The organism is Streptococcus sp. DD12, assembly GCF_001578885.1.
Taxonomy (GTDB): Bacteria; Bacillota; Bacilli; order Lactobacillales; family Streptococcaceae; genus Streptococcus.
In genome coordinates, this window is the sequence record NZ_KQ969495.1 from 504815 (window position 1) to 515793 (window position 10979).

A 10979-nucleotide genomic window follows, 5' to 3' on the forward strand; every position below is an offset into this window, starting at 1 on the left:
TGTCATGTCAATGGTTACAAATCCCATTTTCCTTTTGTTACAAAGCCACCCCAAAACTTTCTAAGGCATGCATTTCAGCCTCAGTCAGACGGCGAAATTCACCGGGGGCTAGATTCTCATCGAGCTGTAAGGGCCCCATAGACAAGCGTTTAAGCGATGTGACTTCCTTGCCACAGGCATGCACCATGCGCTTGACCTGATGAAACTTCCCTTCTGCCAACCTAACCAAGACAACTGATTGGTTACTGGCCTCATCCTGTTGGATAATGTCCAGCTGTGCCGGCTGCGAGGTGAAATCTTTAAAGCGAATGCCTTGGGAAAAACGTTCCACGTCAGCCTCATCCATGACACCGGCCACTTGAGCCAGATAGGTCTTTGTCACATGTTTTTTGGGGGATAAGAGCGCATGGGCCAGAGGGCCATTATTGGTCAAGAGGAGCAAGCCCTCGGTATCCTTGTCCAAGCGCCCGACTGGAAAGACAGCCTTTAGATGAGCAGTTTCATCCAGGAGGTCCAAGACTGTTGCGCCTTTGGCATCTTCGGTAGCTGATAGGACACCGACTGGCTTATTAAGGAGATAGTAAACGAAGGTCTCGTGGACTAGCCTTTGACCGTCTAAAACGATCTGATCCTTTTGCGCGTCAACCTGGGTTTTAGGAGAAGTCTCTATCTGGCCATTGACCATTACCCTTTTCTTCTTGAGAATTTCTTTTACATCACGGCGACTCGCCAAACCACAATCGGCTAAATATTTATCAAGACGCATGGGTCACCTCTTTTTTGGTATTTTGAAAGACTAGTACTAGGCCAATGAAGACGCAGACACTTGCCAATACGACAAGGAAGGCTTTTGGACTATCCCAGACCATCGCAATAGCTTTTAGCAGATATGGTGACAGCGCTGAGCCTAGATTACAACCAACTAAGACCACTGCTGTGGCAGTGTTAAGCTGAGCAAAAGGAATGGTTTCCGACAACTGGTTGAAGATGGCTGTCAGGACAATGCTGTAGAAAAAACCTACTGCGACGTCGCTTAAAGCCAATAGGCCAAGGCTAGTCACCTGAGTCATCATAAACAAAGCGATAGCCAGCCCAAAACAACTAACAAGGAGCAGGTGTCTTTTCAGGCGACTCAGTAAAAAGGCAAAACACATGCCTGAGACAATCCCGGTTAATTGTTGGGCTGTCAAAACATAGCTGGCTTGCGTGGCCGTCCCCATGCCACTTTGACTCACCAAAAAAGGAATGCGCAGATTCAGGACAGAGCTGATGGCTACCGTCCAACTAGAAATGATAGCCAGCCAGATTACCTTCCCCCATTGCATCAGAGACAAAGGCGTTTTTTGGGACGATTGGGCCAAGTGCTTGTCGGTTTGGCCAGGCCCCTGTGGGACACAGACCAGATAGGCGAGCAAGATGACAAGGCCAAATGCGTAAATGGCAAATGACCAAGACCAAGACAGGCGCAGTAATTGCCCGACAGCCAAGGTAAACACAGCTCCACCGACGACTTCGGCAGACCCTCTTAGGCCCAGCATTTGGACACGTTCTTTGCCAGAATAGCGTTCACTGATGATAGAAATCGCTTTGGCGTTGATCATGCCTAAGCCCATCCCTAGGACAGCGCGTGAGAGCAAAACAAGCCAATAGGCTTGCACAAAAAGGGGAAAGCTCCCTGCCAGACTCACACATAGGAGTCCTGTCACAATCAACTGGCGTTCGCTCAGCCTGCGCACCAAATAGCCATTAGCCAAGAGCATGACAACAACGAAAAAAGAGGGGATGGATACCAAAAACTCTACTTGGTCTGCTGGGTAGCCTTTATAGTAAACCAGCATCTGAGGCAGGGCTGATGAGATAGAAAAAGAGGAAATCAGCATGAGCGAAAGCCCCAAAAGACTGATTTTTTCAGCGATTTTTTTCATAATACTCCTTAGATAAAAAAGGCGTCGGAAAATTTCCGCACGTCTTTTACAGTTCATCGTCAAAAGAGAAACGCAACTCATTGAGTTCTTCTTCGACTTCTTCTTCAATTACTTGACGCTTCTCATTGGCATCAATATTGAGCACGAGGCCTATGGCGACTGAAATCGTCAACAGGCTATTCCCCCCCTGAGAAAGGAAGGGGAAGGTAACCCCTGTTGAAGGAATCAGGCCTGAAATCCCACCAATATTGACAAAGACCTGCACCAGCAAAAGACTGCCAACACCAAGGGCAATCATGGCATTAAAGGCATCCTTAGCCTTAATACCAACCAAGAAAATCCGCAAAATGAGAAAGAACATCAGCGCCAAAATGAGACCGGCACCGATGAGCCCCAACTCTTCGATAACAATGGAAAAGACAAAGTCCGTCGTGGCCTCAGGCAAGTAACCTTTCTTTTCGATAGAATTGCCTAACCCACGGCCAAACCAGCCCCCATTGCTCATGGCATAATAAGAATTAATCAGCTGGTGACCAGAGTCCGAAGCGTCCTTAAAAGGGTTATAAAAGGCTTTAAAGCGTTTAGCGACATAACCAAAGACCGGCACCTTGGCCATGCGGTCGGCACCGACCATGCCGATAAACCCAAGGAACAAGGTCGCCCCACCAGCGATAAAGGCAAGACCGGTACTAAACCATCGGTAGGCTACCCCCGTGACGCAACACATGATAAAGAGGGTTAAAATAATAATGGTCGCATTTCCCAAGTCAGGTTGAATTACTACCAAACCGACCATAACCGCTAGGTAAACCCGCCAATCTTGGAGTTGGCGAGGAAATAGATGTCCACGAGACAAGGCTTGGTAATCATACATGGCGACTTCTCTTTGCCGTCGGGCAAAGGTCAGGGCCATCATCCAAATCACAATCAGCTTCAAGTATTCTGCCGGCTGAAAGGTAATCGGTCCAGCCGAAATCCACCCGTGGGCCCCATTAATTTCTTTGGAGAAAAAACGAGCGATAATCAGCAGAAGGATTTCAATCCCCATGACGAAAACCATGGTATTGGCGCTGCGTAAAAAGGTCAACTTGAGCCGGTAAATAAAGGTAATCGCCAGCAGACTAAGTCCCCAGAAGAGCCCCTGGTTAATGACCGAAGCAAAGGGGTTCCCACCGACCTGAATCAGGCTAGTACTGGTCGTTGAGTAAACCACCAATAGGCCAATCACTGACAAAATCAGGTAAGGAATGAGGATGGAATAGTTGAGCAAATGGCGCTTAGATACTTTCATACGGGTACTCTCTCTTTTCAAAACTTGCCTTAAGATTATACCACCTTTAAGCCATTTTTGAAAGCCTCAAAAGCAGCTCAGGTGACCTGTAAGAAGGGACCTTTTTTCTGCTCCCTCTTTAGTCATCAAGGTTAAAAATAAAAAAGCCATCAGGCTTCTTTTCGTTTATGATTAGGCGACAATGGCCTTAGCCACTTCTTCTGCCGTCATACGTGAGAAATAATCGCCAATAGCAAAGGTCTCAATCACTTTGAGGACATCTGGAAATTCATAGCGCACACCTATCAAGGCTTGCTCGATATCTGTGACATCCTTAATCCCAAAGAAATCTCCATAGATTTTGATGCTTTTAATCCGTGAATTTTCCACATCCGCATAGCTGGTGATTTTCCCTGCTGGATAACGAACACTTCTTGAGATGGTGTATTCAGGTGAGGCACCATAGGTCCAGTCCCAGGTATTGAACTGTTCCTCGTATGATTTTTGGATTTTTGCCTTGTCCTCATCCGTCAAGACATACTCAGTCATGTCTGGATAGAACTCTTTCATTTTAGCCAACAAATCATCTGAAAATTCTTGAACCGTAATTTTTTCTGGCAATTCCTCCAAGATATTGGTAACGCGTGCCCGAACAGACTTGACCCCCTTAGAAGCAATCTTGTCCTTGCTGACTTTTAAGGCCTGCCCTAATACCGTCATGTCCACATCAAACAAGAGACAGCCGTGGTGCATCATGCGCCCTTTATAGTAGGCCTGAGCATTACCGCAGAATTTTTTGCCGTCGATTTCCAGGTCATTACGCCCAGTAAACTCAGCTTTGACCCCCAGGTCTGCTAGGGTGTCAATAACCGGTTTGGAGAAGGTCTTAAAATCAAAGGCCCCTTCATCCGCCTTGTTAGAGATAATGGTGTAGTTGAGGTTATTAAGGTCGTGGTAAACCGCTCCTCCACCAGATAGGCGACGAACGACCTGAATCCCTTGTTCGTCCGTATAGGCTTTATTGATTTCTTCGATGGTATTTTGGTGTTTACCTACGATAATGGCAGGACGGTTAATCCACAAAATAAAGAGTTCATCCTCATCCACCAACTCCCGAAAGGCATAGGCTTCTAAAGCAATATTATAAGCAGGGTCATTACTCGTATTGACAATATATTTCATGTCGCTCTCCTTTAAAACGAATAGATACTTGTATTATAACAAATAGAGCGCTTACTTGCCTTGCTGACGCTTAAAAAAAAGAAGGACTATCTCAACCGAGACAGCCATTCTTTAAGAGTTTAAAAGACCATGTCACTATTTTCTTCTAGGGTAAAGCGGACATTGTCCTCAATCCATTGCCGACGTGGGGCTGGTTTATCTCCCATAAGGACCGACACCCGGCGCTCTGCACGCGCTAGATCCTCAATGGTCACACGAATCAGGGTCCGACTTTCGGGATTCATCGTCGTCTCCCACAGTTGGTCAGCATTCATTTCCCCTAACCCCTTGTAACGCTGTAAGTTAGCTCCCTTACCAAACTGCTGGCGCAGGTCTTCGAGTTCGCCATCTGTCCAAGCATAGGCTACTTGTTCTTTTTTCCCCTTACCTTTAGACATCTTGTAGAGGGGAGGCAAGGCAATATAGACATGCCCTGCTTCTACTAGCGGACGCATGTAGCGGTAAAAGAAAGTCAATAGCAAGGTCTGGATATGCGCCCCATCGGTATCCGCATCGGTCATGATGATAATCTTATCATAGTTGATATCATCCAGCGTAAAGTCTGCCCCGACACCAGCTCCGATAGTATAGACCATGGTGTTGATTTCTTCGTTTTTCAAAATGTCCGCCATCTTGGCTTTTTCAGTGTTAAGCACTTTCCCTCGTAAAGGTAAGATAGCCTGAAATTTTCGATCACGCCCTTGTTTGGCAGAACCACCCGCCGAATCTCCTTCGACCAGATAAAGTTCGTTCTTTTTAGGGTTTCTCGACTGGGCGGGAGTCAGTTTGCCTGACAGCAAGCCCTTGTCCTTTTTCTTTTTGCCCGAACGGGACAGGTCACGGGCCTTACGGGCTGCCTCTCTGGCATCACGGGCCTTGATAGCTTTACGCACCAGAGTATTGGCCAGTTCGCCATTTTCAAGGAGAAAGAAGGTCAATTTTTCTGAGACGATGGCATCCACCAAAGGACGCGCCATAGGAGTTCCTAACTTGTCCTTGGTCTGCCCTTCAAATTGCAAATGCTCCTCAGGAACCAAAATGGATAGGACAGCCGATAACCCCTCACGGTAATCTGACCCTTCCAGATTTTTGTCCTTCTCCTTAAGCAATCCTGTTTTTCTGGCGTAGTCATTCATGGCTTTGGTCAAGGCAGACTTAAAGCCCGTTTCATGGCTGCCGCCATCCTTGGTCCGGACATTATTGACAAAAGACAGGATGTTATCCGCAAAGCCATCATTGTACTGAAGGGCCACTTCCACTTGGAAATCATTTTCCTGGCCTTCAAAATACAAGACAGGCGTTAGCGTTTCCTTATCTTCATTGAGGTAACTGACAAAATCTTGCACCCCATTTTCATAATGGAAAACATCGGTTTGGCCATCACGCTCATCGGTCAAGGTCAAGGTCACATCTTTGAGCAAGAAGGCTGACTCATTCAAGCGCTCCGCAATGGTGTTGTACTTAAAAGTAACCGTTGAAAAAATATTGTCGTCGGGTTTGAAGGTTACCTTAGTGCCTGTTTTAGACTTGGCTGCCTTACCGACAACCTCCAAGGTTGTGACAGGTTTGCCACCATCCTCAAAGCGTTGCCGATAAATCTTGCCGTCACGTGTGATTTCGACTTCGAGCCAAGTGGATAAGGCATTAACAACGGAAGAGCCAACCCCGTGGAGTCCCCCTGAGGTCTTGTAGCCTCCTTGTCCAAATTTTCCCCCAGCATGCAAAACCGTGAAGATTACCTCAACTGTCGGAATCCCCATGGCGTGTTGCCCTGTCGGCATCCCCCGTCCATGGTCTGTCACAGAGAGGGAGCCATCCGCATGGATAACAACATCAATCTGGTCCCCAAAACCAGAAAGGGCTTCATCGACAGCATTGTCAACGATTTCCCAGACCAGATGGTGTAGACCAGTTCCGTCAGTCGACCCAATATACATCCCAGGCCTTTTTCGAACAGCCTCCAGACCTTCTAAAACTTGAATGGCATCATCGCCGTAATTATTAATCGTAATATCTTTAGCCACAAAGGACCTCCTTGAGTAACATCTTATCTATCTTACAAGTTTTTGGCAAATTTTGCAAAATTTCTTCTTTTTAGGTAAGAAATCCTATTTAACCGACAAGTTTTTGAACAAAGATTTCCTTAACTTCCAGTCTATGCTATAATGAACTTATGACACTTACTTTATTATTGATTGTTGCCTATTTACTAGGTTCTGTGCCCAGTGGTCTGTGGATTGGACAGATTTTCTTTGGGAAAAATTTACGCGACTATGGTTCTGGTAACACCGGAACCACCAATACTTTTCGGGTTCTGGGTAAAAAGGCCGGCATCTTAGTCTTCCTTTTAGATGTTCTCAAGGGCTTATTACCAACCCTTTTCCCTTACTGGTTCGGCATAAGCCCAGCCAGTGTGTGGGGAATTGTTTTTGGTCTTGCGGCTATTTTGGGACACATTTTCCCAATCTTTGCAGGCTTTAAAGGGGGAAAGGCCGTTGCCACAACCTTTGGTGCCCTGATTGGGATTGCCCCTCTTTACCTCATCTATTGCGCTTGTGTGTTTACCATCGCCCTTTATCTGACCAGCATGATTTCCTTTGCCTCAATCACGACGGCAGTCATGGGTATTTTGGGTATCTGCCTTTTCCCACTCTTTCATGTTATTATTCCACGCTATGAGCCACTCTTTTCCATTGTCTTTATCCTCGTCGGTCTAGGCATTATCTGGCTCCATCGGTCAAATATTAGTCGTATCCTAAAACATGAGGAAAGTACCATTTCTTGGGGGCTTAACCTGACCCATCAGGCTAAAAAATAAGACCAGAAAACGAGAAGACTAGTCTAGTCTTCTCGTTTTTCTTTGCGGTCTTGTAGAATGGTGGCAACGTCTCCGCGTCGCCCTTTGAGTTCACCTTGAACCAACTCTTGGACTGTGGCATTGAGCACCGCTCCTAAAATAAGGACACGACCTAAAAAGATAAACCAAATCATCACGATGAAAATCATGACCGAACCAAATACCTTGATATCAATGTATCGGCTGGTCATGTGAATGATGTAGGTCGATACCAGACTGCTAAAGAGGACCAGAAAAGCAGATGTTAGAGCTGTCCCAGGTAAAACAAAACGCAGTTTGGTAATTTTAACATTTGGCAGGACTAGGTACAAGACACTAAGGCCTAGAAAGAGCAGACCTAGGGTTATGGGGTAAGTGATATCTCCTAAAAACTCAAGAAGATAAGGAGCAAGCCCTCGTGTGCGTAAAAGCCGAACTGCCAGCTTGATAGCGGTCGGTAAAAACATGGTGAATCCCAATAAAAATAAAATCAAGATACCAATAAAAGCGCCAACCAGACTAGAGACGATGAAATCTCGGTGTTGAGAGGCCCCATAGGCCTTATTTATCGCTTTTTGCAAGGAACCTAGACTTTTTGAGAGGGTCCAAAAGGCTGCAAGGACGGCAACCGACAAGATACCCGTCGATGGCCTGGCAAAAATATTTCGAGTGATGGCTTCCGCTGGCGCATAAAAAGCCGGGGGTAACCCCTCCTTCATGAGGCCCAATAAGGTGCTGACCTTGATTCCCAGATAGGGAAAAATATTGGCAGCCAGTACCATGAGCGGAAAAACCGTCAGCAAGAGGTAATAAGCTACAGCAACTGAAGACAGGTCTACTTCTGCGCTAGCGTAGTGCTTGAGCCAAACTTGCAAGGGTGCCCATGACAAGCGTTCTAAGAGACGATGTGACAGCTTTTTGGCTGCCATCAGTAGCTCCTTTCTTCTCCTTGGCTTGTCAAGATAACAGGGCCATCTTTGGTGATGACAAACTGGTGTTCGTATTGACAAGAGAGGCCACCGTCCAAGGTTTTGTGCGCCCAACCGGTTTTCATATCCGTATCAATTTCCCAAGTCCCTGTATTAATCATCGGTTCAATGGTTAAGACCATGCCTTCACGTAAACGCAGGCCACGCCCCTTTGTGCCATAATGAGGCACCATAGGCTCTTCGTGCATAGTTGGACCAACACCGTGTCCGACCAAATCACGAACTACCCCATAGCCTCGGCTTTCAGCATATTCCTGGATGGCAGCACCAATGTCACCAATACGATTTCCCACCTTGGCTTGCTCGATACCGATATAGAGACATTCTCTGGTAACATCCATGAGGTCTTTGACTTCTTGTGAGACCTCACCAACCGCATAGGCCCAACAAGAATCCGCCAAGCCACCGGTGTAGTTTTCGGTGTAGGTCTTCATCTGAGCGACATTATCAAAATCCAATTTTGAGACATCGACCACAGACTTGTCCAAGGGTTCGCTAAGAACCATATCCACTTTGAGCAAATCGCCTTCTTTGAGCGTGAGATGGCGCGGAAAGGCATGAGCCACTTCGTCATTGAGCCCACAACAAGTGGCATAGGGATAATCCATCACTGTCCCATCAACACCAATCTGCAAAGGAAGCACATTGGCTTCTTTACAGCGACGACGGACATAGTTTTCAACTTCCCACATATCCAGCCCTGGTTTGATGAGGTCTCTTAGGCCAATATGAATACTGGCCAGAAAGTCACCTGCACGGTCCATAGCTTCAATTTCTCGGGTTGATTTTAGTGTAATCATGATATCTCCTTGATGTCTTTATTTGAGTTTAACGGATAAAGTGGCTTTGTAAGCCATGTGCATGCCCTGATAGACTTCAAAATCTATCGTGGCAGACCGCCTCGTGTGGCTAATGATTTTACTTCTCACTTCGAGGTGGTCGTCTAGTTGTACAGCCTGTAAGCAGTATAGCACGATTTGTTCAATGATAATATTTTTATGCTGTTTTTTCGTCAACAGGCGAATGCCCACTTCTTTGAGCAACTCAACCATGGCGCCCTGGGCTAGATTTCCCTGACTGTCTATCATGCTGGTGCTGACCTCAAGATTGTAGGCATAACGCCCCTCTTTGAGGTGAGAGGTAATATTATCGCTATATGAAGGAATAGCCTTATCTTGACTGTCCTGCAAGGCTTCCATGACCTGCCGTCGTGTCACCACACCTAGTAGCAAGTGATTGGGTTGCACGACGGGAATCATCTCAAAGTCCTCATAGACCATTTTTTGACTAATGTGAGAAAGATTAACCCTTGCCAGAGTTGTCAAAGGGTTGCGGGTCATGATTTGTGAAATCACAACGGATTTTGCCTTTTCAGTGACATCCCGGATGGAAACCACACCGACCACCATCCCATGGGCATTGACCACGGGAAAACGGACGTGGTTGTGTTTTTTCATCAAGGTCGTGAAATCCCTCACCGTATCCGTCTCCTGCAGGTAGCCATAGGTATCTTTGTCCAGATAGATATTTTCCACATTTGGAATATCGGTTTTTAACCGCATGGTGGACAAGGCCTGGTTAATCATGGTCGCGATAGTGAAGGTATCAAAATGGGAGGACAAAATCGGTACTTGGATGCGGTTGCTCAGTTCCTTAATGGCCTCTGTGACTTCAAAACCACCTGTCACCAAAATCGCATTACCTGATTCGAGGGCTAGCCGTTGAATAGCCGTCCGGTCACCGACGATTAAAAGCCCCGACTTGGACAGATATTTTCCAATATTAGCCTTGGTCATGGCACCGATGGTAAATTTCTTAAAGGATTTTTTTAGCCCTTGATGACCAGCCACAACCTCACAATCCGTCAGTTTGGCAATTTCCTCAAAGGTCAAGGCCTCTAAACGCATGCTGGGTTTAGGCGTCTCAATGCGGACGGTCCCACTACGAGGGCGAGTTTCCACTAATCCTTGGTTTTCTGCTTCCTTGATGGCACGGTAAGCCGTCCCATCACTTATCCCTAGATGGTTGGAAATACTGCGAACACTGACGCGCTTGCCGACAGGCAATTTTTGCAAATAATCCAGAACCTCTTGGTGTTTACTCATGTGCCCACGCCTTTCTAGTGAGGTAATAATCTTGATAGTGACGGACCTTATGACTGTAGCGGTCACTGGCTCGATACCCTTGACCGGCTAAAAAACCAACCTTTTGGGCAACCCGTTGACTGGCTACATTTTCTGCATGGGTCTTGATAAGAAGTTCTTCAAGGCCGAAACTGCCAAAAGAAAAGTCGCACAGGGTCTTCAGACAATCTGTCATCAGGCCTTGGCCCCACAGGTCGCGATGGAGAAAATAACCAACTTCAGCCGTCCGCTTACTCACCTGAATGTTTTCCAGCCGAATAATTCCCCAAAAGTCATCATTGGTTTTACTGGCAATAGCCCAAATCCCCAAAGGATTTTTGATAAAATTATGGGCCATCAGATAGGAGACCTCATCAGGGTCCTGTCTACTCGGAAAAATAAAAGCTGTATTTTGAGGACAGCTGATAATAGCATAAAATCTGTCAAAATCACTCATCCGCAAGGGGCGCAAATGGCAAAGCGGTGTTTCGATGAACTGGTACAATGCCAGCTGTGTCCATAAATCCATGTGTCTATTATAACACAGATTCATTTAAGAATGGCCATGGCATTAACCTAACTTAGACCGTCATTTTCCTTGACCCCCCCCCGATT

Annotated in this window: 10 protein-coding genes; 1 reads left to right on the top strand and 9 read right to left on the bottom strand. The window is 46.4% G+C overall.

From position 1 onward, the window contains the following. Positions 1-37 precede the first annotated feature (37 nt). From STRDD12_RS02450 to parE, 5 genes are all read right to left on the bottom strand, one after another. Entirely contained in the window at positions 38-766 is a 729-nt protein-coding gene (locus tag STRDD12_RS02450) for a pseudouridine synthase (RefSeq protein WP_066914835.1), read from the bottom strand. Further along, a complete protein-coding gene (locus tag STRDD12_RS02455) occupies positions 756-1925 on the bottom strand; it encodes an MFS transporter (protein WP_066914837.1) in 1170 nt (389 codons plus the stop codon). Before STRDD12_RS02455 ends, STRDD12_RS02450 begins: the two co-directional genes overlap by 11 nt. Before the next feature lie 46 nt (positions 1926-1971). Further along, positions 1972-3216 (bottom strand): cell division peptidoglycan polymerase FtsW, encoded by a 1245-nt coding sequence (gene ftsW, locus STRDD12_RS02460; RefSeq protein WP_066914838.1) that lies wholly within the window; start codon positions 3214-3216, stop codon positions 1972-1974. A gap of 171 nt (positions 3217-3387) precedes the next feature. Beyond that, the gene (locus STRDD12_RS02465) at positions 3388-4377 is read right to left on the bottom strand and encodes a lipoate--protein ligase (RefSeq protein WP_066914840.1); all 990 of its coding nucleotides are present in this window, start codon (positions 4375-4377) and stop codon (positions 3388-3390) included. 119 nt (positions 4378-4496) lie between these two features. Then, complete coding sequence (parE, locus tag STRDD12_RS02470; RefSeq protein WP_066914842.1) at positions 4497-6440, bottom strand: DNA topoisomerase IV subunit B; 1944 nt, start codon at positions 6438-6440, stop codon at positions 4497-4499. Positions 6441-6589: 149 nt separating this feature from the next. Here parE and plsY point away from each other — a divergent pair, with 149 nt between their 5' ends. Then, on the top strand, positions 6590-7234 hold the full coding sequence (gene plsY / locus STRDD12_RS02475) for a glycerol-3-phosphate 1-O-acyltransferase PlsY (protein WP_066914844.1): 645 nt from the start codon (positions 6590-6592) through the stop codon (positions 7232-7234). Between the two features lie 23 nt (positions 7235-7257). Here the strand turns inward: plsY and STRDD12_RS02480 are convergent, their stop codons facing one another. From STRDD12_RS02480 to STRDD12_RS02495, 4 genes are read right to left on the bottom strand one after another with little or no spacing between them, the layout of a single operon-like run. After that, the gene (locus STRDD12_RS02480; protein ID WP_066914846.1) at positions 7258-8181 is read right to left on the bottom strand and encodes a YihY/virulence factor BrkB family protein; all 924 of its coding nucleotides are present in this window, start codon (positions 8179-8181) and stop codon (positions 7258-7260) included. Next, positions 8181-9041, bottom strand: a complete 861-nt coding sequence (locus tag STRDD12_RS02485; protein WP_066914848.1) for a methionyl aminopeptidase — start codon at positions 9039-9041, stop codon at positions 8181-8183. The genes STRDD12_RS02480 and STRDD12_RS02485 overlap by 1 nt, the downstream gene beginning before the upstream one ends. 18 nt (positions 9042-9059) lie before the next feature. After that, positions 9060-10346 carry a CBS-HotDog domain-containing transcription factor SpxR gene (spxR, locus tag STRDD12_RS02490; RefSeq protein WP_066914850.1) on the bottom strand — a complete coding sequence of 429 codons (1287 nt, stop codon included), beginning with the start codon at positions 10344-10346 and terminating at the stop codon, positions 9060-9062. Beyond that, the gene (locus STRDD12_RS02495; RefSeq protein ID WP_066914852.1) at positions 10339-10893 is read right to left on the bottom strand and encodes a GNAT family N-acetyltransferase; all 555 of its coding nucleotides are present in this window, start codon (positions 10891-10893) and stop codon (positions 10339-10341) included. Before STRDD12_RS02495 ends, spxR begins: the two co-directional genes overlap by 8 nt. Positions 10894-10979 lie beyond the last annotated feature (86 nt).

Bases quoted from the DNA above. Each gene is read 5' to 3' on its own strand.
- STRDD12_RS02450 (WP_066914835.1), bottom strand. From the start codon at position 766: ATGCGTCTTGATAAATATTTAGCCGATTGTGGTTTGGCGAGTCGCCGT.
- STRDD12_RS02455 (WP_066914837.1), bottom strand. From the start codon at position 1,925: ATGAAAAAAATCGCTGAAAAAATCAGTCTTTTGGGGCTTTCGCTCATG.
- ftsW (WP_066914838.1), bottom strand. From the start codon at position 3,216: ATGAAAGTATCTAAGCGCCATTTGCTCAACTATTCCATCCTCATTCCT.
- STRDD12_RS02465 (WP_066914840.1), bottom strand. From the start codon at position 4,377: ATGAAATATATTGTCAATACGAGTAATGACCCTGCTTATAATATTGCT.
- plsY (WP_066914844.1), top strand. From the start codon at position 6,590: ATGACACTTACTTTATTATTGATTGTTGCCTATTTACTAGGTTCTGTG.
- STRDD12_RS02480 (WP_066914846.1), bottom strand. From the start codon at position 8,181: ATGGCAGCCAAAAAGCTGTCACATCGTCTCTTAGAACGCTTGTCATGG.
- STRDD12_RS02485 (WP_066914848.1), bottom strand. From the start codon at position 9,041: ATGATTACACTAAAATCAACCCGAGAAATTGAAGCTATGGACCGTGCA.
- spxR (WP_066914850.1), bottom strand. From the start codon at position 10,346: ATGAGTAAACACCAAGAGGTTCTGGATTATTTGCAAAAATTGCCTGTC.
- STRDD12_RS02495 (WP_066914852.1), bottom strand. From the start codon at position 10,893: ATGGATTTATGGACACAGCTGGCATTGTACCAGTTCATCGAAACACCG.